General features: G+C 66.4%; 20 protein-coding genes. 8 read left to right on the forward strand and 12 right to left on the reverse strand.

Translation table 11 applies throughout. The features are described from left to right. Positions 1–120: 120 nt before the first annotated feature. Both E1J61_RS17055 and E1J61_RS17060 read right to left on the reverse strand, forming a co-directional pair. Positions 121–1,725, reverse strand: coding sequence for an ABC transporter substrate-binding protein (locus tag E1J61_RS17055; RefSeq protein ID WP_371704301.1), 1,605 nt, complete (start codon positions 1,723–1,725; stop codon positions 121–123). Positions 1,726–1,803: 78 nt separating this feature from the next. Further along, complete coding sequence (locus tag E1J61_RS17060) at positions 1,804–3,159, reverse strand: ArgE/DapE family deacylase (RefSeq protein WP_133095221.1); 1,356 nt, start codon at positions 3,157–3,159, stop codon at positions 1,804–1,806. A gap of 160 nt (positions 3,160–3,319) precedes the next feature. On the opposite strand from E1J61_RS17060, the gene E1J61_RS17065 reads away from it, so the two are divergent. The 4 genes from E1J61_RS17065 (at position 3,320) to E1J61_RS37835 (ending at position 8,623) form a co-directional block, all read left to right on the forward strand. Further along, positions 3,320–4,915 carry a PLP-dependent aminotransferase family protein gene (locus E1J61_RS17065; protein WP_207951222.1) on the forward strand — a complete coding sequence of 532 codons (1,596 nt, stop codon included), beginning with the start codon at positions 3,320–3,322 and terminating at the stop codon, positions 4,913–4,915. Between the two features lie 160 nt (positions 4,916–5,075). Then, entirely contained in the window at positions 5,076–6,494 is a 1,419-nt protein-coding gene (locus E1J61_RS17070; RefSeq protein ID WP_133095222.1) for an FAD-binding oxidoreductase, read from the forward strand. A 292-nt stretch (positions 6,495–6,786) separates the two neighbouring features. Further along, entirely contained in the window at positions 6,787–8,022 is a 1,236-nt protein-coding gene (locus E1J61_RS17075) for a DUF2252 family protein (protein ID WP_133095395.1), read from the forward strand. A gap of 223 nt (positions 8,023–8,245) precedes the next feature. Then, a complete protein-coding gene (locus E1J61_RS37835) occupies positions 8,246–8,623 on the forward strand; it encodes a hypothetical protein (RefSeq protein WP_205751607.1) in 378 nt (125 codons plus the stop codon). Positions 8,624–8,793: 170 nt separating this feature from the next. Here the strand turns inward: E1J61_RS37835 and E1J61_RS17085 are convergent, their stop codons facing one another. The 5 genes from E1J61_RS17085 to gtdA all read right to left on the reverse strand — a co-directional run bounded on the left by E1J61_RS17085 (position 8,794) and on the right by gtdA (position 14,047). Beyond that, positions 8,794–10,137 (reverse strand): aromatic acid/H+ symport family MFS transporter, encoded by a 1,344-nt coding sequence (locus E1J61_RS17085; protein ID WP_133095223.1) that lies wholly within the window; start codon positions 10,135–10,137, stop codon positions 8,794–8,796. Positions 10,138–10,247: 110 nt separating this feature from the next. Next, positions 10,248–11,474, reverse strand: coding sequence for a 3-hydroxybenzoate 6-monooxygenase (locus E1J61_RS17090; protein WP_133095224.1), 1,227 nt, complete (start codon positions 11,472–11,474; stop codon positions 10,248–10,250). Between the two features lie 50 nt (positions 11,475–11,524). Further along, positions 11,525–12,166 carry a maleylacetoacetate isomerase gene (gene maiA / locus E1J61_RS17095; RefSeq protein ID WP_133095225.1) on the reverse strand — a complete coding sequence of 214 codons (642 nt, stop codon included), beginning with the start codon at positions 12,164–12,166 and terminating at the stop codon, positions 11,525–11,527. A gap of 35 nt (positions 12,167–12,201) precedes the next feature. After that, positions 12,202–12,900, reverse strand: coding sequence for a fumarylacetoacetate hydrolase family protein (locus tag E1J61_RS17100; protein WP_133095226.1), 699 nt, complete (start codon positions 12,898–12,900; stop codon positions 12,202–12,204). A 100-nt stretch (positions 12,901–13,000) separates the two neighbouring features. After that, positions 13,001–14,047: a gentisate 1,2-dioxygenase gene (gtdA, locus tag E1J61_RS17105; RefSeq protein WP_133095227.1), complete on the reverse strand. Its 1,047-nt coding sequence runs from the start codon at positions 14,045–14,047 to the stop codon at positions 13,001–13,003. Between the two features lie 159 nt (positions 14,048–14,206). Between gtdA and E1J61_RS17110 the strand changes: the two genes are divergently transcribed. The 3 genes from E1J61_RS17110 (at position 14,207) to E1J61_RS17120 (ending at position 16,487) form a co-directional block, all read left to right on the forward strand. Beyond that, positions 14,207–15,148 carry a LysR family transcriptional regulator gene (locus tag E1J61_RS17110; protein WP_133095228.1) on the forward strand — a complete coding sequence of 314 codons (942 nt, stop codon included), beginning with the start codon at positions 14,207–14,209 and terminating at the stop codon, positions 15,146–15,148. Between the two features lie 135 nt (positions 15,149–15,283). Next, entirely contained in the window at positions 15,284–15,472 is a 189-nt protein-coding gene (locus E1J61_RS17115) for a YjfB family protein (protein ID WP_133095229.1), read from the forward strand. A 109-nt stretch (positions 15,473–15,581) separates the two neighbouring features. Continuing rightward, the gene (locus tag E1J61_RS17120) at positions 15,582–16,487 is read left to right on the forward strand and encodes a YihY/virulence factor BrkB family protein (protein ID WP_133095230.1); all 906 of its coding nucleotides are present in this window, start codon (positions 15,582–15,584) and stop codon (positions 16,485–16,487) included. A gap of 38 nt (positions 16,488–16,525) precedes the next feature. On the opposite strand, the gene E1J61_RS17125 is transcribed toward E1J61_RS17120, so the two are convergent. Then, positions 16,526–17,275, reverse strand: a complete 750-nt coding sequence (locus tag E1J61_RS17125) for an SDR family oxidoreductase (protein WP_371704307.1) — start codon at positions 17,273–17,275, stop codon at positions 16,526–16,528. A gap of 122 nt (positions 17,276–17,397) precedes the next feature. On the opposite strand from E1J61_RS17125, the gene E1J61_RS17130 reads away from it, so the two are divergent. Then, a complete protein-coding gene (locus E1J61_RS17130; RefSeq protein WP_133095397.1) occupies positions 17,398–18,297 on the forward strand; it encodes a LysR family transcriptional regulator in 900 nt (299 codons plus the stop codon). 29 nt (positions 18,298–18,326) lie between these two features. On the opposite strand, the gene E1J61_RS17135 is transcribed toward E1J61_RS17130, so the two are convergent. Genes E1J61_RS17135 through E1J61_RS17150 form a run of 4 tightly spaced genes read right to left on the reverse strand, consistent with a single transcriptional unit; the run spans position 18,327 to position 22,549 of the window. After that, entirely contained in the window at positions 18,327–19,271 is a 945-nt protein-coding gene (locus E1J61_RS17135) for a GTP-binding protein (protein ID WP_133095232.1), read from the reverse strand. Continuing rightward, the gene (locus tag E1J61_RS17140; protein WP_133095233.1) at positions 19,268–20,923 is read right to left on the reverse strand and encodes an amidohydrolase; all 1,656 of its coding nucleotides are present in this window, start codon (positions 20,921–20,923) and stop codon (positions 19,268–19,270) included. Before E1J61_RS17140 ends, E1J61_RS17135 begins: the two co-directional genes overlap by 4 nt. 24 nt (positions 20,924–20,947) lie before the next feature. After that, positions 20,948–22,330, reverse strand: coding sequence for a sodium:solute symporter (locus tag E1J61_RS17145; protein ID WP_133095234.1), 1,383 nt, complete (start codon positions 22,328–22,330; stop codon positions 20,948–20,950). Positions 22,331–22,342: 12 nt separating this feature from the next. Further along, complete coding sequence (locus tag E1J61_RS17150; protein ID WP_133095235.1) at positions 22,343–22,549, reverse strand: DUF3311 domain-containing protein; 207 nt, start codon at positions 22,547–22,549, stop codon at positions 22,343–22,345. Positions 22,550–22,614 lie beyond the last annotated feature (65 nt).

Consider the following 22,614-nt stretch of genomic DNA (forward strand, 5'->3'; position numbering starts at 1 on the left):
CACTGGGATGCAGCTGGCCCTCGCCGTTCCCAATGCGGGGCGCGGCGATGGCAGCGGATTTCAGGCTTCAGGTCTGGCTGCCCGCGCCGGCTCAGGCGCGGGCAGTGGCTCCGGTCTCGCTCAGTTCTTCTCGATCGAGACGTTGTCGAAGGACTCGTTCAGGCCGATGGCGGTGGTCACGAGGTTCTTGACGTGCTTGCGGTACAGCGTGGGGAACTCCAGCTCGAACAGGTTGGCGTTGGCCACGTCGGTCACCAGGATCTTCTGCAGCTCGCTGTACAGCTTCTGGCGCTCCGCGGTGTCCATGGTCGAACCGGCCCTGGCCCACAGCTCATCCGCCTTCGGATTGCTGTAGCCCTGCACGTTGGCGAACGGCGTGCCCTTGACGATATTGCGCGTCACGTAGAGCCGCTCCACACCGAGCGCGGGGTCGCCATACTGGTAGGTGTAGGTGGTGGTCAGGTCAAACTCCCAGTTGCTGACGCGCGCCGACCAGGTGCCGGCATCGGCCGACTCGATGCTGACCTTGAAGCCGAGCTGCTCGAGCATCTGCTTGACGTACTCGTCCAGGCGGTCCCAGTTGGCGCCATACGAGGTCGACAGGATCTTGACCGGGTACTTGCCCACGTCCACGCCCGACGCCTTGACCAGCTCGCGCGCCTTCTTCAGGTTGAAGTCGTACTCGGGCATGTTCTTGTCGAAGAACAGCGTGGTCGACGAGAACGGGCTGACCGCCGGCTTGCCCATGCCGAAGAAGATGTTGTTGACGATCATCTTGCGGTTGAGCACGTGCATCACTGCCTGGCGCACCTTCACGTTGTCGAACGGCGGCTTGCGCTCGTTGAGCAGCATGCTGGCCATCGGCGAGAACATTTCCCAGCCCTTGGTGGTGTACTCCACGTTGGGCAGTGCGCGCAGGCGCTTGACGTCGACGTTGTCGATATCGCCGCCGCGCAGCACCTGCACGTCGCCCTTCTCGAAGGCCACGGCGCGCGAGGCGGAATCCGGGATCACGTAGAACACCAGCTCATCCAGGTAAGGCTTGCCCGCCTTCCAGTAGTTGGGGTTCTTCGCCAGCTTGATATAGGCGCCCTTCTTCCACTCCTTGAACATGAAGGGGCCGGTGCCGACCGGCTTCTGGTTGGCCGGGTTGTTGCGGTAGTCGGTGCCGTCGTAGATGTGCTTCGGCATCATCGGCATGGTGCCGGTCTCGAACATCGAGATAAACGGCGGGAACGGCTCCTTGAGCTTGATCTCGACGGTGCTGTCGTTCACCGCGCGGATCGAGGCCATGTACTTGTTGATGACCGCGCGCGTGCGCACGTGCACGTCGCGCAGCATCTTGTCGATCGAGAACACCACGTCGGCCGAGGTGAAGGGCTTGCCGTCATGCCACTTCACGCCCTTCTGCAGCTCGAAGGTGTAGGTCAGGCCGTCCGGCGAGATGGTCCACGACTTCGCCAGTTCCGGCTGCGGCTTCAGGTCGGGGCTGTAGGTCAGCAGGCCCTGGTAGATCTTGCCGGCGACGTACTGGGTCGGCGCCTGCGAGTTCATCGCGCTCACCAGGATCGGCGGCTCGGGCTGGACGATACCGGACAGCGTGCCGCCCTTGGTCTGGGCGATGGCATGGCCCGCAGGCAATGCCAGCGGCAGCAGCGAGAGGCCGGCGGCGGCAAAGGCCATCGACAGCACGCTCTTGGTCAGTCGCATCGTGAATCGGTTCATCGGGCAGTTCCTCAGTTTGGCTCGTTTTTGGTGATGGCTTCGGGATGGCAGCGCCGGTTGTGCTTGCGCGCGGCTTCTTCAGGCCGCGTCGCCGGCCGGTTCCACGCCGCACCAGTCCACCAGGAACTGGGCCAGCGTCGTGGTCACTCGCACCATGCTTTCCAGCGACACCGATTCGTCGATGCCGTGGATATTGCGGGCCTCGGGCCCGTAGCAGGTCACCGGCGTTTCCAGGCCGATGCGGAAATGCCGGGCATCGGTGGTCGCCGTGGTCGCCTCGCGGCGGATCGGCGTGCCGTTGACCTTGCGGTGCGCTTCGCCCAGCGCCTGCATGCTGGGCACGTCAAGATCGAATTCGCAGCCGGGGGCGTGGAAGCCTTCATAGCGGATGCGCAGCTCGAGATTGCTGGCCAGGCGTTCCACCGTGGCGCGGATGCGCGCTGCCACCGTGGCCTTGGCCTCGTCGATATTCATATTCGGGAAGAAGCCGATGCGCACGCCCAGGGTGCAGGTGCACGGCACCGAAGAGTTCCACTCGCCGCCCTGGATCTGGCCGAGATTGAAGTTGATCGGGTGGGCGTGGTCGCGATATGCGGCCGGCCGGTGTTCCGGGCGGTTCCACTCCGCCTCCAGCTGGCGCAGGTCTTCCATCACCGCGATGCCGGCCTCGACCGGGTTCACGCCACTGGTCATATAGGCCGCGTGCGCCGGCTTGCCGGTCAGCTCGATGAACATCCAGAACACGCCGACCTGCGCGCTCATCAGGCTTTCGCCCAGCGGCTCGGGAATGATCACGGTGTCGAAGGACGCCAGCTTGCCGGCACCGACCGCGCTGCGCAGCGCCGCCACCGTGGCCAGCGCGCCGTTGCCGGTGTTCTCTTCTTCCAGCACGGCATTGAAGCCGACCGCGCCGGCCGGCTGCAGGCCCAGCCTGGCAAGCGCCTTGAACGCGGCCAGCGCGCACACGATGCCGCCCTTCATGTCGCCGGCGCCGCGGCCGTAGAGCCAGCCGTCCTTCACCACCGGCGCGAACGGCGACTGGCTCCACATCGATTCCGGACCGGTCGGCACCACGTCAAGATGGCCGTTGAACAGCACCGAGCGCCCACCCCTGCGGCTGGGCCGGTGCGTCGCCAGCAGGTTGTAGCGGCCGCCATCCGGGCAGCAAGCGGGCGAATACATCGGCAGGTGGCGGATGTCCTCGGTGCGCAGCGCGATGCGCTCGGAAGCCAGGCCCAGTTCGGCCAGCGCACCTTCGATGAAGTCCGCCGCGGGCTGCTCTTCGCCAGACGGGCTTTTGGCCGCCACGAAGCCGGACAGCGTCTCGACCATATAGGGCAGGAGTTCGCGCACGGCCTGCGAGAGTTCAGCGGTGGTGGGTACCGCGGCCGGTACGGAGGCCGGACTGACCGTGAGGGAATCGGGACCTGACATGAAAACTCTCCTGGCGAGGGGGACGCATGAAGGGGACGCAATGCCAACGCATCGGGCGCCACTGACAAAAACTTCGCGATGACGCCGACCACGGATGGAAAATTAAACGATCGTTGGTACCATAGGTAGGTCCATATTCACGATATTTGCTGGAGCCACTTTGAAGGAAACGATTCTGTCCGAGTTGTTGCTGCAGCGGCTGGAACGTCCGGCAGGGACGCAGGCGGAGCGCAACGGGACGCATATGAACCGCCAGCTGTATGAGCTGATTCGTCAGGAAATCCTTGCTGGCTCTATCTCCGCGGGCAGCAAGCTGCCCGCGTCGCGGCTGCTGGCGGCTGAGATTGGGGTTTCCCGCAATACCGTTTTGTACGCGTATGAGCAGTTGCTGGCGGAAGGCTATGTCACCGCATCGACCGGACGTGGCACCTTTGTCTCGCAGACTTTTCCCGACCATAGTGCATTGCACAAGGCCGGTGCCGGGATTGGCACCACGACTGTGCCTGCAGTGCAGCAAAACTCGAACCGCTTCGATCTGTCGCGGCGCGGGATGCATCTCGTGTCCAATGCCGGTGCGTCGGACCGGCAATGGGGCGCCTTCATGGCGGGCGTGCCCGATGTTTCGCTGTTTCCGCATGCGACCTGGGCCCGGCTGCTGAACAAGCACTGGCGCAATCCGCGTCCGGAATTGCTGACTTACGCCCACCACGGCGGCTATATGCCGCTGCGGCGCGTGCTGGCCGAGCACCTGCGGCTGGCGCGCGCGGTGCGCTGCGAGCCCGAGCAGATTATCCTGACCACCGGCATCCACCAGGCCATCGACCTGATCGCGCGCCTGCTGGCGGATCCGGGCGACAAGGCGTGGATGGAGGACCCGGGCTACTGGGGCACGCGCAGCCTGCTGACCAACGCGGGCGTCGACGTGATTCCCGTGCCGGTGGATGACGAGGGCATCGCGCCCGACGCCGCCACGCTGCAGGATCCGCCGCGCTTTATCTTTGCGACGCCCTCGCACCAGTACCCGCTCGGCACCGTGATGAGCCTGACCCGGCGGCGCATGCTGCTGGAATACGCGCGGCAGCGCGGCGCGTGGATCGTCGAGGACGACTATGACAGCGAGTTCCGCTTCGAGGGGCGGCCGCTGGCTTCGCTGCAGGGCCTGGACGAGCACGACCGGGTGATCTACATGGGCACCTTCTCCAAGACACTCTTTCCCGGGCTGCGCATGGGCTTCATGGTGCTGCCCAAGCCGCTGGCACCGCATTTCGCCACCGGCCTGTCGGAACTGTTCCGCGAGGGGCAGCTGATGCAGCAGGCGGTGCTCGCCGACTTTATCGAGGAAGGCCATTACGCCACGCACCTGCGCCGCATGCGCCAGCGCTATGCGCAGCGCCAGGGCCTGCTGCGCGAGGCCATCGCCAAGCGCTTCGGCCAGGACTGGCCTACTTCCACGCACGAGGCCGGGCTGCACCTGGTGATGCACCTGCCGCCGGGCGCCGACGATCTCGGCATCAGCATGGCGGCGCGCACGCAGGGCCTGTCGGCACGTCCGCTGTCGCGCTACTACAGCGACGAGCAGCGGGCACGGCAGGGGCTGCTGCTGGGCTACGCCTGCGTGCCGGAGGGTGACATCGGCCCCGCCTTCCACAAGCTTGCCGAAGTCATCGAGCCTGCCCTGGAGCACCTGGCCCGCACGCGCCAGCCGCCGCGCGAGTTCAGCGCGCGCATCAACAACGAAGCATGGAGCGGTGCATAAGATAAGCACGTGAAGCCGGGGCGCGAGGCGTGGTGCCACCGTGCCGGCGCCGATTGGCTCTTATCATCGTGCGCGGCCTTGCCCTAGCATTCTCCGCTGCCCCTGAGCCCTCTTCCCCGCTCTCGCAACTCTACCGACTCCCTTAACCGGAAAGACCCCGATGGCACCCGTGCAAGACCCCTCCGCCCTGCTGGCCGAACTGGCCGGCGTCCTCGATCCCGCCGGCCTGCAAATTGGCGATGCCATCGAAACCCGCTTCCGCAAGGACTGGTACGCGCCGCTGGACCCGCAGCCGCCGCTCGCGGTGGCGCGGCCGCGCAGCACGGCCGAGGTGTCGGCGGTGCTGGCCATCTGCAACCGCCACCGGCAGCCGGTGGTGCCGCAAGGTGGGCTGACCGGCCTGGCGGGCGCCGCCACGCCTGCCGGCGGCGAACTGGTGCTGTCGCTCGAGCGCATGCGCGGCGTGGAAGAGATCGATGCGCAGGCCGGCACCATGACCGTGCTGGCCGGCACCACGCTGCAGGCCGCGCAGGATGCCGCGCGCGCGGCGGACTGGCTCTTTCCGGTGGACCTGGGCGCGCGCGGCAGCTGCCAGATCGGCGGCAATATCGCCACCAATGCGGGCGGCAACCGCGTGATCCGCTACGGCATGATGCGCGAGCAGGTGCTCGGGCTGGAGGCTGTGCTAGCCGACGGCACCGTGGTCAGCTCGCTCAACAAGATGCAGAAGAACAACGCCGGCTACGACCTGCGCCAGTTATTTGTCGGCAGTGAAGGCACGCTTGGCGTGATTACGCGCGCCGTGCTGCGCCTGGCACCACTACCGAACTGCACGCAGACCGCCGTGTGCGCGCTGCGCAGCTACGAAGACGTGGTGGCGCTGCTGCGCCATGCGCAACGCCGCCTGTCCGGCCGCGTCTCGGCATTCGAGGCGATGTGGGCCGATTTCTATGAACTGGTGACGACACGCGTGCCCGGCGTGCGCGCGCCGCTGCCGGCAGGCTCGCCGTTCTATGTGCTCGTGGACCTGCAGGGCAACGATGCCGAACAGGATGGCGCGGCCTTCGAATCCATGCTGGAAACGGCGATGGAAGCCGGCCTGATCAGCGACGCCGCGGTGGCCTCCAGCGAGAAGGAAGCCGAGAGCTTCTGGAAGCTGCGCGACGCGGTCGCCGAGTTCCCGGTGATGTGGGCGCCCAATGCCGCCTACGACGTGAGCCTGCCGATCGGCCAGATCGGCCGCTTCGCCGAGAGCCTGCGCGGGGCTGTGCTGGCGCGCTGGCCGCACGCCGAACTGGTCAACTTCGGCCATGTGGGCGACAGCAACCTGCATGTCAGCGTTTATCTTCCCGGCGCGACGGCCGAGGACTTTCCCGAGCATGAGATCAGCGAGGTGCTCTACCCCACGGTGCGCGAGTTCGACGGCAGCATTTCCGCCGAGCATGGCATCGGCACGCACAAGAAGCCATTCCTCGGGCATTCGCGCACACCTGAGGCGCTTGGGTTGATGCGGCTGCTCAAGCGGTCGCTGGATCCGAACCTGATCCTGTGCCCGGGGCGGGTGATTGACGTGGGCTGACACCGAATCAGGCTTGCCACGCACCAGCGTTTCCTGCCGCCATGGCTAAGAGTTCCGGGGAGCTGGGCAGGCGAGACGCGTGGCGCCTTTTCGCTGAGCGAGGCGCCGACGCGAAGGTGAGAGGTTGTCCGACAGACAGATCACCCACGCTCGCCTAGAACACATTTAGGCATCAGGAGATGCCACCATTCATAGTCAGCGTTGTCCGGTGGTCTGCCCGTTGGCGACGATGGTCTCAGAGGACGAAAGCAACGAAGGCAAATTGGGGCCGCGACCGACCGCTCATATATTCATGGGGGCTAAATTGCCAACTTTCGTCCCGCCCAAGACGGCTCGGAGAAGGACAGCCCTTCTCACTTCGAGGCGTCACCGTAAGATGGCCGCCTCAGCGCACGCCTATGTCCGTGGCAGCACCGCACGCTTCTATGAATGGGTGAATGAAACCGCTGCCTCAAACCTGCCCGAGGGCCCTTCTGTCTGGATTTGCGGAGATTGCCACACCGGAAATCTCGGCCCAGTGGCCGCTGCTGACGGCAAAGTGGAGATCCAGATCCGCGATCTCGACCAGACTGTCATTGGCAATCCCATCCATGACGTGCTGAGACTGGCTTTGTCTCTCGCCACGGCGGCGCGCGGCTCCGATCTGCCGGGCATCACCATACTGCAGATGATGGAGGCGCTGGCCGAGGGCTATGAGAGTGCCTTCGGCCCTGGTGCGCAGCGCCAGGACATTAGCGAAATGCCCCCTTCGCTCAAGGTTACGGTAAGAAAAGCCTTGCACCGGACATCGCAGCAACTTGCCCGGGAGCGAATCCGTGATACCACTCCGGCAATACCGCTAGGCAGGCGATTCTGGCCCCTTGGCAGTGCGGAGCGCAAGGCACTGAAGGCGTTGTTTGAGCAAAGCAAGCTGGCCGCGCTGGCCACGTGCCTGAAAAGTCGTCTCAATGGATGCGACGTGTCTGTCCTGGACGCCGCGTACTGGGTGAAAGGCTGCAGTTCCCTTGGACGGCTGCGATATGCCGTATTGCTGGACGTCGACGGTGAGATGCTTGATGGGGACGATCTGTGCCTTATAGATATAAAGGAAGGCGTTTCAGCCGACGCGCCTCGGGTCAGGAATGCAGAGATGCCTCGCGACAACGCTGAACGTGTTGTTGCCGGCGCCGTTCATCTTTCGCCATTCCTTGGTACACGCATGTGCCCGGCACGGCTCCTGGAACGTTCGGTCGTTGTACGGGAGCTATTGCCTCAGGACCTGAAGCTCGACATGGAGCAGCTCGCACGCCGGGAGGCCATGGAAATCTCGCGTTATCTGGGCGCGGTCGTTGGAAAGGCCCACGCACGCCAGCTAGGGGCAGACGACAGGCGTGCGTGGCGAAAAGCGATGCATTCCGCCCGGTCGCGATCCACGAATATTCCGAACTGGCTGTGGAAGAGTGTGATTGAGCTGCTGGCAATTCATCAGATCGCCTATCTGGAACATTGCCGCCGGCATGCGAAAAGTTGTCTGCGGTCTTGGCCTTGAGTTCCGCTACTGTTGCTGCGGATCGCTATTTCGGCTGGGTCGCTGCGATCCCGGCCAGGATCGAAGATTGAGGACGAGGGGAAAAATGAACGCTTGGCTGTTGGCCGTGAGTCTGATTTGCCTCGCTGCATGTGACCACCGGCCCGCTGATCTAGCGCGATCCAGCGCAACAGGCTCCGCAGCATCAGCGGCGGCAGCGTCAGCCGAGGCACGTTCCCCTGCTGTGCTTGACTGGAATAAGTTCAAAGCCAAGGCTGGATTTGAAAAGGCCACTCCCGAAGAGCAAGTTCTTATCTGGGAAACCTACCGAGACCAGTTCTTGCCAGCCATTGCGGCCGACCAAGGCGTGGCCGTCGCTGAAATGAAACGCCGGTTCGACACTCACGTGCCCCGCCCGACGCAGGCCGAAGCCGGCGGTGAAAGTTTCTCAGGTTCCCGCTGCGCGCAGGACTGCTCTGGGCATGAAGCCGGCTACTACTGGGCGGCGGACAACGATATCTCAGATCCCAACGACTGCACCGGCGACTCCCAAACCTTTGTTGAGGGCTGCCAGGAGTATGTGGAGGAGCGCCGGGAGTCCAGCAGCAAGTCCGGGAATTGAATGCGCGTCTGCCAGCATCTGCTGGCGCGGCTGGAACCCCTGCCGTCATTGGCATCGGCACGAACTAACCATGCGCAAGCACGCTTCCTTTCGCCGGCGACGAGGTCTGCAATGCCACAGTCCGTCCCGCCAGACATGCCCCGGCACTATATTTAAGGACAGCAGCCAGGTCAGACCGCCAGCTTCCTCTCCGCCGCCCTTTCCCGCCTGACCACTCCCAGCGAGAACATCGACATCCCTGCCACCAGCGCCGGCACCCCGACCAGCACGAACAGCGCCGGCATCCCCAGCCCCATAGACAACATCGTCGCGCCGCCCACGGAACCCACCACGGAGCCAATGCGCCCGACCCCGTTGGCCCAGCTCACACCGGTCGCGCGGCAATCCGTCGGATAGAAACTGGCCGACAGCGCATTGGCACCCACCTGCGACCCGGAGATGCAGAACCCCGCCAGGAACACCGCAATGCCCGCGGCAACCGGCTCGGACGCAAAGCTGCCCACCGCCGCGATGCACACCGCTGCCAGCGAATAGCTGGAAGCGAGCACATAGTGCGGATTGATCCGGTCCATCAGCCAGCCCAGCGCGATCGCGCCCACGGTGCCGCCGACCTGGAACATGGTAGTGACCAGTGCCGCGGTGCGCAGCGAATGCCCGGTGCCGCGCAGCAGCGTCGGCAGCCAGCTCGACAGCAGGTAGATCACCAGCAGGCTCATGAAGAACGTCAGCCAGAACAGCAGCGTGCCGCGCAGCAGCTCGGGGCGGAACAGGTGCCGCACCGGCGAGGTGGTGGCGCGCTGCTCGCTGATTGCGAAGGTGGCGCTGCGCAGGTCTTCAAGCGGGGCGATCTTCTGCAGCGTGGCGACGATGCGCTCGCGCGACTTGCCGGTCATCACCAGGTAGCGCACCGATTCCGGCAGCATCCAGACCAGCGCCACCGCCAGCAGCAGCGGCAGCACGCCGCCGGCGACCAGCACCGAGCGCCAGCCGAAGGCGTCGATCAGCCCGGCCGAGGCCAGGCCGCCCAAGGCGGAGCCCAGCGTGAAGCCGCAGAACATGGTGGTGACCAGGAAGGAGCGGCGTTTGTCCGGGCAGAACTCGGAGGTCAGCGTGATCGCGTTGGGCATGGCGCCACCGAGGCCAAGCCCGGTCAGGAAACGCAGCAGCACCAGCGTCCACAGGTCTTGCGACCACGCCGAAGCCAGGCTGGCCGCGCCGAAGAACAGCACCGACAGCACCAGCACGCCCTTGCGGCCGAACCGATCGGCGAGCGGGCCGAACAGGAAAGCGCCGGCCATCAGGCCGCCGAGCCCGGCGCCGAACAGCGGCGCGAGCTGTGCCGGCGTCAGCTGCCATTCCGCGCGGATGGCGGGCGCGATAAAGCCGATCGCGGCGGTATCGAAGCCGTCGACGGCAACGATCAGGAAGCACAGTACGACGATGGTCACCTGGAACGCCGACAGGGGCTGGCGGTCGATGAACGCGGTGACGTTGAGCGGTTGGCTGGCAGGCATGGTGTCTCCTCCTTGTTGCCAGATTCAGGGCGAGAGAGGGCCGGCGGCTTCGTCGGCGGCCAGCTCGCTATCAGGGTTTTCAGCGCGGAAAGAAGGCCGCGTTCAGTGCTTTACAGCCAGGGTGTGGGGCTCAGGCATTTGTCGGCGCGCCAGCCGTGCAGCCATTGCAGCGCGTCGTAGAACTGCGCCTGCGTACGGCCGGTCCACAGGCTGTTGCGCACCAGGCGGTCGACGCCCTTGGCGTGGTAGACGCGGCCCATGTCGCGCGCGGCATAGAGCACGCGCGCGGTGCGCGGGATGCGGGCCTGCTCGTATAACTTGAAGGCCGCGGCGTAATCGCCATCCGCGGCTTTCACCGCGGCGCCCAGCGTCACGGCATCTTCCAGCGCCTGGCAGGCGCCCTGCGCCACGTACTGCGTCATCGGATGCGCGGCATCGCCAAGGATGGTGGCGCGGCCGAAGCTCCAGCGCTCGACCGGGTCGCGGTCGGCGGTGGCCCAGCGCTTCCATGAAGTCGGGCGGTCCAGCATCTGGTGCGGCAGCGGGTGGATGCCCTCGAAGTACGACAGCACTTCTTCCTTGCTGCCGTCGCGCACGCCCCAGCTTTCCTGTTCGCGGCTGTGGAAGGTCACCACCAGGTTGTATTGCTGGCCGCCGCGCAGCGGGTAGTGCACCAGGTGGCAGTGCGGGCCGGCCCACACCACCGGGGCGTTGACCTGCAGGTCCTGCGGCATGTTGGCCACGTCGACCACTGCGCGGTAGACCACGTGCCCGGTCACGCGCGCCTCGTCGCCGATCAGTGCCTGGCGGATCGCGGACTTGACGCCGTCGCAGCCGATCACCGCGTCGCCGCGGTGGTGCTCGCCATGCTGGTCGATCACGGTGACGCCGTGGTCGTCCTGCAGCAGTTGCTCGACCCGCGTGCTGGTGCGGAAGGTGATCAGCGGGTGGTCCTGCACCGCTTCCAGGATCGACAGGTGGATGTCGGCGCGATGGATCACCGCATACGGGTTGCCGAAGCGCTCGCGGTACGCCTGTCCGACATCGACCTGCGCGATGACGCTGGTGTCGATGGCGTCGCGCAGGCTCAGGTAGTCGGTAAAGACGGCGCGGCCGCGCGCGGCCTCGCCCACGCCGAGCGCATCGAGCGCGGCGAAGGCGTTGGCGGCCAGCTGGATGCCGGCGCCGATCTCGCCGATCTGCTCGGCCTGCTCCAGCAGTTCGATGCGGATGCCCTGGCGTGCCAGCGCCAGCGCCGCGGCCAGGCCGCCGATGCCGCCGCCGATGATGAGGACCTTGCCGGTCGCGTTATTGGTCGCGTTGAGGGTGCTGCTCATGTCTGTCTCCTGGCCTGCGCCGCTGGCGTCAGGCGGTGCTTAGGCGGTGCTTAGGCGGTGTAATCGGGCTGGCGCGCGGGCGCGGCCTGGGCAAAGGCGGGATGGACGCTGGCATGGGCGTAGACGGCCATCGCGCGCTCGTAGCGGCCGAGGTCGCAGCCCATGCGCAGCGCGTTGGCCACCTGCGGCACCAGCGAGACGTCGGCCAGTGTGGGCGCATCGCCGAAACACCAGCTGCCGTGGCCGTGGCGTGCCAGCAGCCGCTCCACCCCGGCCATGCCTTCGACGATCCAGTGGCGGTACCAGGCGTCCTTCTGCCCGGGCGTGACCTTCAGCGTGTCCTGCAGGTAGCGCAGCACGCGCAGGTTGTTGACCGGGTGGATATCGCAGCCGATCAGCATCGACAGCTCCAGCACGCGTGCGCGTTGCCCAGGATCCTGAGGCAGCAGGCGCGGCTCGGGATGGCGCGCGTCCAGGTAGTCGATGATCGCGAACGACTGGCCCAGCGTGAAGTCGCCATCGACCAACGCGGGCACGGAAGCGGACGGGTTGATACCATCGACATACTCCGCCTCACGGTGCTGGCCGGTGCGGATATTGACGCCGAGGTAGTCGTACGGCAGGCCCTTGAGCGCCAGCGCGATGCGTACGCGATAGGACGTCGAGCTGTTGAAGAAACTGTAGAGCTGCATGATCGGATTGCCTGTGTGCTGTGCGTGGCGTGAAGTCAGACCACGCGCACGGTCAATTCGCCCAGCCCGTCGACGCCGGTGACCATGGTGTCGCCGGCCTTGACCGCGCCCACGCCTTCGGGCGTGCCGGTGAAGATGACGTCGCCCGGTTCCAGGCGGAAGAATTGCGACAGGTAGGCCACGGTCTCGGCCACCGACCAGATCAGGTGGGCGACGGTGCTGCGCTGTTTGGTCTCGCCGTTGACCGTCAGCCACAGGCCGGCCTGCTGCGGGTGGCCGATGTCGCTGGCGCGGTGGATCGGGCCGACCGGCGCCGAGGCGTCGAAGGCCTTGCCGATTTCCCACGGGCGGCCCATCTCGCGCATCTTCATCTGCAGGTCGCGGCGGGTCATGTCGAGGCCGACGGCGTAGCCCCACACGTGATCGAGCGCCTGCTCGACCGGGATATCCGAGCCGCCCTTGCCGATCACGGCCACCAGCTCGGCCTCGTAGTGATAGTTCTGCGTCTGCGCGGGGTACGGCAGGTCGAGCGTGGTGCCGGCCTGCACCGGGACAATGGCGTCGGCCGGCTTGCAGAAGAAGAACGGCGGCTCGCGGTCGGGATCGAAGCCCATTTCGCGGGCGTGGGCGGCATAGTTGCGGCCCACGCAGTAGACGCGGCGCACGGCGAACTGGTCATCGCTGCCGGCAACGGGGATGGCAACGGTGGCGGGGGGCGTGAAGACGTAGGACATGGTCAAGGCTTCCAGGGATCTGTCGGGTGAGCGCCGGCACGGCGGTGCCGGCCGGCACCGCGCGCGGCGGCATTGGTCAGGGTAGTCGGGGTGGTCGGGTTCAGGTGCGCGATTCGCGCAGCAGGTTCAGCGCGGACAGCACCGGGCGGTCGGAATAGCTGAACAGCACGGCGTCTTCCAGCGCGCCGAGCTGCACCGGCGCCCACGACGGCGCCACGAACACGTCGCGCGGCTCGAACTGGAACTGCGCATCGCCGATGCGCACCGTACCGCGCCCTTCCACCACGCTGTACACGGTGGCGTCGGTGCTGCGGTAGGTCTTGCCCTGGAACCCCGCGGGCAGGTATTGCATGAAGGTGGCGATGGTCGGCATCGGCCAGCCGCCGGTGGCCGGGTTGACATAGCGCAGCTTGACGCCGTCCCAGGGATCGAGTTCGCCGTTGCGGTAGAGCTGGTCCAGCGCTTCGCGCGAACGGGCATACGGGTAGCTGAAGACAGGCGAAGTGGGATCGGTCACGCGGTGCCGCACCGGCACCATGTTGTGGCCGAAGCGGGCAAAGCTGTCGCCTTCGGCGCGGGTCACGGGCTGCTGCGACTCGGGGTAGTTCTCGGCAAAGCCGGCGTCGAACTGCTGCACCATCGGGATGTCCAGCCCATCGAGCCACACCACCGGCTCGCCGCCGTCTTCCACGGCAGGGTTGCCATGGTCATGCCAGGTCCACGACGGCGTGATGATGAAATCGCCGGGATGCATGGTGGTGCGCTCGCCGTTGACGGCGGTCCAGGCGCCCTTGCCTTCGACGATAAAGCGCAGCGCCGACTGCGTATGGCGGTGGCTGGGAGCGATCTCGCCCGGCAGGATCAGCTGCAGGCCCGCGTACAGCGTGGACGTGATGCTGGACTTGCCGGGGATGCCGGGATTCTCCAGCACCAGCACGCGGCGCACTGCTTCCTCGGCACTGATGACGCCGCCGGCCTGCATTACCAGCGGGCGGATCTGCGCGTACTTCCAGATGGCGGGAACGATCTGCGGGCGCGGCTGCGGCGGGACCAGGGCGTGCAGCGACTCCCACAGCGGGGTCATGTGGCTGCGGCCGATTTCTTCGTAGTAGGCCACGCGGGCCGGGTCTGGGGTGTGCTCGGACATGCTGTCTCCGTAACTTCGTACAGGGCGTTTTGAGAGCGCTTTAGGTGGGTGCCTGTATCACTGCGCACCGTCTGTGTGTTGTCGTTATACGCCGCGCCCTATAAGATTTGAAATGAAGTTTTCATCTTATCGATACGATTTACCGTATAGGTCACACCCATGGATTGGACCCAGAGACTGCGCCTGCGCAACCTGCAGATGCTGCTGAGCCTGGCCGAGACCGGCAATATGAGCCAGTCCGCCGCCATGCTGAACACCACCCAGCCCGGGCTTTCCAAGTGGCTGAAGGATCTCGAGGACGATATCGGCCTGCCGCTGTTCGAGCGCCAGGCGCGCGGCCTGCGGCCCACGCCCTACGGCGAGTCGCTGATCGAGCACGCGCGCCGGATCGAGGCCCAGCTCGACACCGCCCGCGACGACCTGCAGGCCATGCGCGACGGCGGCAGCGGGCTGGTGGTGGTGGGCACGTCCGGGGCCTCGGCGGCAGACACGGTGCCGCTGGCCGCGCTGCAATTGCTGCAGCAGATGCCGCGCGCCAGCGTGCGGCTGCTGGAAACCACCATGGACCGGCTGATGGGGCAGCTCGCGCGCAGCGAGCTGGACATCGTCGTGGGCCGTTCGGCGCCGGAGTTGCAGGATGCGCAGATGCGGACCGAATCGCTCTACATGGAGCCCATCCACTTCGTCGCCCGGCCACGGCACCCCCTGCTGCAGGGCGGCAAGGTGGCGTGGGAAGACCTGTACCGCCACCGCTGGGTGGTCTGGCCGCGCGGCACGCCGATCCGCAATGCGCTGGAAGGCGCGCTCGCCAGCGCCGGGCGCGCGCTGCCGGCGGACTGCGTCGAGAGCAATTCCACCGTGCTGAACCTGACCCTGTTCAACAACAGCGACATGGTCGGGCTGGCTTCGCACCGCACCGCGCGCCGGCTCGAAGAGCTGGGCGCGCTGCGCATCGTGCCGCTACGGCTGGCGGGGTTCGGCTCGGTGTCGATGTACTGGCGCGCGGACGGCGAGTCGCGCGCCGCCGTGGCGGCGATGCTGGATTGCCTGCGGCGGGCGGCGGGCGCGCAGCAGGTGCCGGCGGAGGCGCCGCTGGCGTAGGGGCGATAACCCATGGATAACCCATAGGAATGTCGCCCGTGCCCGCGGCGCTCAAGGTTGGGCGGCCGCGGCCGTCATTGGGTGTTGGCGGTCATCCCGCCGTCTCTCCCCACCTTCGCCAAGGAAACCCTCTTCATGGAAATCTCCAACGTTACCGCCGGCCTGGCTGGCGATCCGGGCGCCAATCCGGTCAGCCTGCTGATGCTGCGCAAGTCGCTGGACATGCAGGCACAAGGCGTGACTGCACTGCTGCAGGCCATGCCCCAGCCGGTCGCGGCCAGCAACCCGCCGCATCTGGGCCAGACCATCGACATCAAGGTCTGATTCCGCGCGGCGGCAAGCCGGCGCGGCGCGGGCGCCGCCGGCACCGCGGGCCGGGCACTCGGGCGCCCGCCGACGCATAATGTCGGCACCTGCCCTCTCGGTGCCCCCCATGCAGCTTCTCGACGCCCGCGTCCGCGACCTGCTCCGTCATCCGGGGCGCTTCATGTGGCGCACGCTGGTCCAGTTCCGCGCGAACCAGGGCCTGTTGCTGGCCGGAGCGGTGGCCTACTACGCGCTGCTGTCGATCGTGCCGCTGCTGATCCTGATGGTGATCGCGCTGTCGCATGTGATCGACCCGCAGCTGTTGCTGTCGACGCTGGCACGCTACCTCGAGTGGGTCGTGCCCGGACAGTCCCGCGCGCTGGTGCCCGAGCTGGCGTCGTTCCTGCGCACCCGCGCCACGGTCGGCTGGGTCTTGCTCGGCACGATGCTGTTCTTCAGTTCGCTGGCGTTCACCGTGCTGGAAAACGCCATGTCGGTGATCTTCGTCCATCGCGTCGCGATCCGGCGCCGGCATTTCCTGATCTCGGCGGTGCTGCCTTACTGCTATATCGCGGTGCTGAGCCTGGGGCTGCTGCTGGTGACGGTCGTCTCGGGCGGGCTGATCGCCATCGGCGAACGGCATGTGGAAGTACTGGGCCATGACTGGTCGCTCGACCGGCTTTCCACCACGCTCCTTTACCTGCTCGGTTTCCTGGGCGAGATCCTGATGCTGACCTCGATCTACATGGTGATGCCGGTCGGCCGGCTGTCCTTGCGGCATGCGCTGTGCGGCGCGGTGCTTGCCGCGGTGCTGTGGGAGATCTCGCGCCATGCGCTGGTGTGGTACTTCACCACGCTGTCGCAGGTGGGGCGGGTCTATGGCTCGCTCACCACGGCGATCGTGGTGCTGCTGAGCCTGGAGATCGCGGCGACGCTGCTGTTGCTCGGCGCGCAGGTGATCGCGGAATTCGAGCGCAGCGGCTGGGAGCGGCCGCCTGCTTCGGATGCTCCCACCGGCGAGTTCCATACCTGACGTGCGCCACGAGGATTGCAGGGGTGCGGCGCGGCGGCTTATGCGAATCCCCCGTTTGCGCGCAGCACCTGCCCGTTGATCCAGCCACCATCCTCGCCAGCAAGGAACGATACGACGCGACCGATATCCTCGGGCGTCCCGAGCCGTTCGAGCGGAGCGAGCCGCGCGATCTGGTCGATCTGCTGCGCACTCTTGCCATCGAGAAACAGCTCGGTGGCCACCGGTCCCGGCGCAACGGCATTGACGGTGATGCCGCGCCCGCGCAGCTCGTTGGCCAGTACGCGGACCAGCCCTTCCACGCCGGCCTTGGACGCAATGTACGGCCCATAGGACGGGAATGACCTGGCGATGACGCTGGTTGATACCGCAATGATCCGTCCACCCGCGCCGACGTTTTCGGCCGCCTGAGCCAGCACCAGGAACGTGCCGCGCAAGTTGGTCGCAATGACCTTGTCAAAGTCGGCCAGGCTGCCGGGCGCGATCGGTGCCAGCGGCATCACGCCGGCGCAGTTGGCGACCACGTCGATGCCGCCGAATGCCGCCTTTGTTTCCTCAAAAAGCCGGGCTACATCATCGGGGCTTCCGACATCGCCCCGGATCGCGATGGCCCGGCCACCGGCCGCTTCGATCGCCGCGACGGTGTCCCTGGCGTGCGCCACATGGCCGGCATAGCCGACCGCAACGGCAAAGCCGTCGGCCGCGAGACGCAGGGCCACGGCCCGGCCTATGCCGCGCGATCCGCCGGTGACAATGGCCGCTTTGTTGGTGTTCGTAGTCAGGGTGTTCATGGGAAGGCTCCAGGAGGGACAAGGCGACATGCCGTTGAAGCCAATTGTGGTTGTTCGCCTCTGCTAGATAAATGGTGCAGAATCGCCATATCAATTCAACCAGCCTCAACAATTGCCTTCCCGTGGACCGCTTCGATTCCCTGCAACTGTTCACCCGCATTGTCGAATTGGGCAGTTTCAGCCACGCTGCGGCGGCTCTCGATATGCCGCGCGCCACCGCCACCCATGCCATCAAGGCGCTCGAGACGCGGCTCGGGGTCCGGTTGCTCGAACGCACGACGCGGCAGGTCAGGCCGACGCTCGACGGCCAGGCGTTCTACGAGCGCTGCGTCCACCTGCTGGCTGAACTCGACGACGCCGAGTCGGCTCTGCAGCATGTGGCGGCGAATCCGCGTGGCGTCTTGCGTGTCGACATGCACGGTACCCACGCCACGCAGATCGTGCTGGCGCGCATCGACGAATTCCGCGCACGCTATCCGCGCATCGATCTGGTGGTATCCGGCGGCGACCGTCTGGTGGATCTTGTACGGGAAGGCGTCGATTGCGTCATCCGCGCGGGTACGCCACGAGACTCTTCACTGATTGCGCGGCGCCTGGCGCTCATGCCGCAGGTCGTGTGCGCCAGTCCGGCGTACCTGAAGGCGTTTGGCACCCCGCAACATCCCGACCAGCTCTCCCGGCACGAAGTCGTGAAATTCTTCTCGCGTAGCGGCGCGCCCGGCTATCCGGTGGAGCTGCACGTCAATGGGCAACTCCAGTCGTATTCACTGGCCGGATGGATGTCCGTCAACGATGCCGAGAACTATGTCGTGGCCGCCTTGCGCGGCTGCGGGCTGATCCAGGTGCCGCGTTTCCACGTCGACGACGCCTTGCGCGAAGGGCGGCTCGTGGAGGTCCTGAGCGACTGGCCCAGCCCGGACCTGCCGGTGTCGGCACTGTATCCGCATCACAGGCAACTGTCTCCGCGCGTGCGTGTGTTCGTCGACTGGCTGGTGGCTCTTTATGCGGAGACGTTTGGATAGTGTGAGTTCCATGCCTGAGCCCTTCTGCCTCAGGCCAGTGCCGACTCCATGCTGGCGGAAATGGCATCCGCTCCCGCGGCATCTAAGGCGCCGATGAAGACCATCGCAGATTCGCCAGCTTCGCCGTGCACCATCGGGCGTATCCGCATCCTGCCCCCGACCACGTGTACCTCGTGCAGCCGCGGATCGGCCGCCAGCCTGACCAGGCCCTTCGCACGCAGCAACCGCACGGGTAGCTTCAACAGTGCCTGGCGCAGCCGCGCCTTGTCGAAGGCGCGGCCGGTCTGGTAGGCAATGCTGCGGATGCCGGCATGTAGCGTAGGTCCGTGCCAGCCGGCATGCGACTGCAGCAAGCCGATGCCGGCCGGTGTCGGCATGGCTGCGTCGATAAAGACTGACAAAGGCAGGTCGCCATCGCACGCTTCCAGCACCGTGGCGCGCGGCGCAAGCGTACCGACGGTCCCGGTCGTTGCCGCAGCGCCACCGGCAGCGCACAGGTCGGTCTTGGTCAGCGCCACCACCGATGCTCCCGCGATCTGCTGCCGCACCATCTCGCCGACCAGCGGGTCGCCCAGGCTGTCATGCACGGCGGCGGCATCCACCGCCACCAGCACCGCGTTGAGCCGGAACGCCGGATCGAGCAGGCCGATCTGTGCGATGCGCTGCGGGTCCGACACACCGCTGGCCTCGATCACCAGCAGGTCGGGCCGCACGTCGCGGTCGGCGATTGCCAGCAAGGCCTCAGCCAGCCGGCCACCGATGGAACAGCACACGCAACCATTCTCCAGTTGGATCACATCGTCGCTGCGCGTTCGGATCAGCGCGGCGTCGATATTGATCTCGCCGAAGTCGTTCACCAGCACGGCAATGCGCAGCCCTTGCGCATTGGCCAGCAACCGGTTCAGCAGCGTGGTCTTGCCCGCGCCCAGGTAGCCGCCGACGACGGCCAGCGGGATCGGAGGCCGGGCGTTCATCGCGCAGGCGCCTGGAACACGCGGCCGCCCAGCACCGTGCCCCACACGCGCACATCCTTGAGTTGCGCAGGATCCACGGTGGCGGGATCGTCCTCCAGCACGGCAAAGTCGGCCAGCTTGCCAGGCGCGATGCTGCCGATGCGATGGTCGAGCCCGAGCGTGTAGGCCGCGCCCATCGTGACCGCATGGAGTGCGTCCGCCACCGTCAGCCGCTCGGCCTCGCCCATGTCGCGGCCCGAGGCGCTATGGCGCTGCACCGCGCACCAGGCGGTGAAGAGCGGGTTCAAAGGCGTGATCGGCGCATCGGAATGGATCGCGAACGGAATGCCGAGGCGCCGCGCGGTGCCCGCAGGGTTCATGCGCGCAGCGCGCTCCGGGCCCACGGTCTGCGTGGCATGGGCATCGCCCCAGTAGTACAGGTGGTTGGCGAAGAAGTTGATGCACAGCCCCAGGCGCTTCGCCCGCGCCAGCTGCGCCGCATCGGCAAGCTGGCAGTGCTGCAGCGTATGGCGATGGTCGGCGCGCGGATGGCGCGACAGCAGCGCTTCCAAGGTGTCGAGCACGACCTCGGTGGCTTCGTCGCCGTTGGTATGGATGTGCAGCGGCAGCCCGGCCAGGTGGAACGGCGCGAACGCGTCCAGCAGCTGCTCGGGCGGGATCAGCCACAGGCCGTTGGGCTGGCCGCCGGCGTAGCCGGGTGCGCGCAGCCGCGCGGTAAAGCCCTGGATCGAGCCATCGACGATGAACTTGACCGGGCCGAAGTGGAGCTTGTCGGAGCCGGCGGCGGCGGCCTGCTGAACGCGTGCCGGCCCGCCCCGCGCGTCGCGCTGCGGCGCGAACGCGGGCACGATGCGCAGCGGAAAGCCGTCATCCGACGTCACCGCATGCAGCGTTTCCAGGCCCCTGGCCGAGAGGTCGTTGACCAGGTCTGTCGCCGTGGTCACGCCGGCCAGTTGCGCCACACGCCCGAAGCGGCGCACCGCCTCCGCGTCCTCCGCCGCAGCCAGCGACAGGCCGCGCCCGATCACGCGCTGCACCGGGAACATCGCCGCGAACTCCTGCAGCTCGCCGGTGGGCTTGCCGCCCGCGTCCTTGTGCACGCCGTCGATGTCGGTGTCTTCATCGATGCCGGCCAATGCCAGCATCGCCGAATTGACATTCATCAGGTGCACGCTGGCATGCATCACCACGACTGGCCGCGTCGCCGATATGCGATCCAGCTCACGCACCGACAGCCGCGCGGTGCCGAAGTAGATGGGATCGAAACCCCACGCCAGCAGCGGCGAGTCGGGGTCTTGCAGCCTGCCGGCGGCATCGGCGAGGCGTTCGATGACTTCGTCCAGCCTGCGCAGCCCATGCCAAAGCCTGCCATCGGGATCGCGGCGGTCGAAGTAGCCGACATAGACCGCGTCCCACATCGCGCCTTCCATCAGGTGGCAGTGGCCTTCGATCATGCCGGGCATCAGTACCTTGTCGCGGAAAGTGTCGACCACCACCGCGTCAGGCCATGGCGTCATCTCCGCCGCGCCGCCGACCGCAAGGATCTGCCCGTCGCGTACCGCGACATGGGTCGCTTCCGGCTGAGCCACTTCCATCGTGAGGATCTTGCGCGCGACGAATACCTGCGTGCGCGCCGTGTCGTTGTGGGTCATCACTGGTTGCATGAGTCGTAAGGATCAGGCCGGCTGCACGCGCGCCAGGCGCGGCGTGTAGTTCGCCACCACGGTCACCAGCAGGTTGACCGCAAGGCTGACCAGGCCGAGGTTGATGCCGCCGAAATCGGCCTGCTGCGCGTACAGCGCGATCGCCAGCGCCTGCCCGCTAAGGATCCCGAGCGCAATCGCCATCGGCCGCACCTTCAGCGAGAACAGGATCACGATGACGCCGGGGAAGAACTGCGTCACGCCGTAGTAGGTGGTGTTGATCAGCGTCAGCATCAGGTTGGGCGTGGCCAGCGTCATCGCGATCGACAGCACCAGGTACACCACGATCACTACTTTGGCGCCCTGTTTCTGGCGCTGCTCGGGCATGCCCGGCAGCAGGTTGCGCGTAACGATCGGGCCAATCGCCAGGCAGATGCCGGCCAGCACCAGCAGCCCCGACAGCGCGGCGCCGGCCGTCACCAGCCCGAGCAGCCAGTCCGGCAGCAGCCGCACCGCCGCCGCGAAGAAGGCTTCATTGGGCGAGGCCAGCTGCAGGTTCTGGCTAATCGCGTAGTACGACGCGAGCACCAGGAACGGGTACATCAGCATGTACAGCGGCATCGCCACCTGCGTGCGGCGGATGGTGTTGGCGCTCTTGGCGGTGAAGAAGTTCTGCACCGCGAACGGCATCACGTAGAAGCCCAGCGCCTGGAACAGCATGGTGCTCATCGAGAAACGCAGCTGCGTGTCGTTCATCTGGTTGCTGACCTGCAGGCTGGCGGCATGGAAGACATCGCCCACGCCGGCCTTCCAGCCGACCGCAACGCCGGTGGCGACGATCGCCACCACCATCAGGATGTCTTTCAGGATGGCGATGTAGGCCGACGCACGCACGCCGGAGATGGCGATATAGGTGAAGGCCAGCGCCGCCGAGATCAGCACCAGGTATACGGGATCGAACTCCCAGCCCAGCCCCTTGAGCGCCGCCACCAGACCGGTGAACTGCAGCTGGCCCCACGGCAGCAGGAACAGGATGGAAGATCCGGCGACGATCAGCTCGAGCGCGCGGCTGCCGTAGTGGCCCTTGAACAGGTCAGGCAGCGTGATCGCGTTGTAGCGCGCGCCGGCTTGCCAGATCTTCGGCCCGAGGAAATAGCCGAGCGGGTAAGCCAGCAGGATGTACCCGAGGAACCAGACGCCATACGTCGGGCCCTTGGCATAGATGCCGCCGGGAAAGCCCACCATGGTGCCGATGCTGTAGATCTCGCCGGCCGCCAGGAAGAACACCAGGTAGGCGCCGAACTGCCGCGAGGCGACGAAGAAGTCATGCACGCTCTGTGCGCCGTGGCCCTGCTTCGAGCGGATGGCGAGATAGAGCGAGAAGACTATAAAGCCGAGGAATACCGCTGTGGTCATGGCTGCTCTCCCTCACGCTTCATGGGCCGCGTCGGCGGCATGGCGGTCGTACAGCAGCCAGCACGCTAGCATGCAGCCCGACGTCAGCACGAACCAGGCGAAGATCCAGGCATAGATAAAGGGCACGCCGAGCACGAAGCGCTCGACGGTCGCCACCCAGGGCAGCAGCCCGATGACGCCGATGAATGGCAGGCCGAGGCCGATAAACAGCTTGAGCATGATGTCTCCGGTTTCCGATGGACGGTGGATGGCGGGTGCCGTGTGTGCTGTCACCGGCCCGCTCT

The sequence above is a fragment of the Cupriavidus sp. L7L genome (genome assembly GCF_004353535.1).
GTDB lineage: Bacteria > Pseudomonadota > Gammaproteobacteria > Burkholderiales > Burkholderiaceae > Cupriavidus > Cupriavidus oxalaticus_A.

Bases quoted from the DNA above. Each gene is read 5' to 3' on its own strand.
- E1J61_RS17055 (WP_371704301.1), bottom strand. From the start codon at position 1,725: ATGAACCGATTCACGATGCGACTGACCAAGAGCGTGCTGTCGATGGCC.
- E1J61_RS17060 (WP_133095221.1), bottom strand. From the start codon at position 3,159: ATGTCAGGTCCCGATTCCCTCACGGTCAGTCCGGCCTCCGTACCGGCC.
- E1J61_RS17070 (WP_133095222.1), top strand. From the start codon at position 5,076: ATGGCACCCGTGCAAGACCCCTCCGCCCTGCTGGCCGAACTGGCCGGC.
- E1J61_RS17075 (WP_133095395.1), top strand. From the start codon at position 6,787: ATGGGGGCTAAATTGCCAACTTTCGTCCCGCCCAAGACGGCTCGGAGA.
- E1J61_RS17085 (WP_133095223.1), bottom strand. From the start codon at position 10,137: ATGCCTGCCAGCCAACCGCTCAACGTCACCGCGTTCATCGACCGCCAG.
- E1J61_RS17090 (WP_133095224.1), bottom strand. From the start codon at position 11,474: ATGAGCAGCACCCTCAACGCGACCAATAACGCGACCGGCAAGGTCCTC.
- maiA (WP_133095225.1), bottom strand. From the start codon at position 12,166: ATGCAGCTCTACAGTTTCTTCAACAGCTCGACGTCCTATCGCGTACGC.
- E1J61_RS17100 (WP_133095226.1), bottom strand. From the start codon at position 12,900: ATGTCCTACGTCTTCACGCCCCCCGCCACCGTTGCCATCCCCGTTGCC.
- gtdA (WP_133095227.1), bottom strand. From the start codon at position 14,047: ATGTCCGAGCACACCCCAGACCCGGCCCGCGTGGCCTACTACGAAGAA.
- E1J61_RS17110 (WP_133095228.1), top strand. From the start codon at position 14,207: ATGGATTGGACCCAGAGACTGCGCCTGCGCAACCTGCAGATGCTGCTG.
- E1J61_RS17115 (WP_133095229.1), top strand. From the start codon at position 15,284: ATGGAAATCTCCAACGTTACCGCCGGCCTGGCTGGCGATCCGGGCGCC.
- E1J61_RS17120 (WP_133095230.1), top strand. From the start codon at position 15,582: ATGCAGCTTCTCGACGCCCGCGTCCGCGACCTGCTCCGTCATCCGGGG.
- E1J61_RS17125 (WP_371704307.1), bottom strand. From the start codon at position 17,275: ATGAACACCCTGACTACGAACACCAACAAAGCGGCCATTGTCACCGGC.
- E1J61_RS17135 (WP_133095232.1), bottom strand. From the start codon at position 19,271: ATGAACGCCCGGCCTCCGATCCCGCTGGCCGTCGTCGGCGGCTACCTG.
- E1J61_RS17140 (WP_133095233.1), bottom strand. From the start codon at position 20,923: ATGACCCACAACGACACGGCGCGCACGCAGGTATTCGTCGCGCGCAAG.
- E1J61_RS17145 (WP_133095234.1), bottom strand. From the start codon at position 22,330: ATGACCACAGCGGTATTCCTCGGCTTTATAGTCTTCTCGCTCTATCTC.
- E1J61_RS17150 (WP_133095235.1), bottom strand. From the start codon at position 22,549: ATGCTCAAGCTGTTTATCGGCCTCGGCCTGCCATTCATCGGCGTCATC.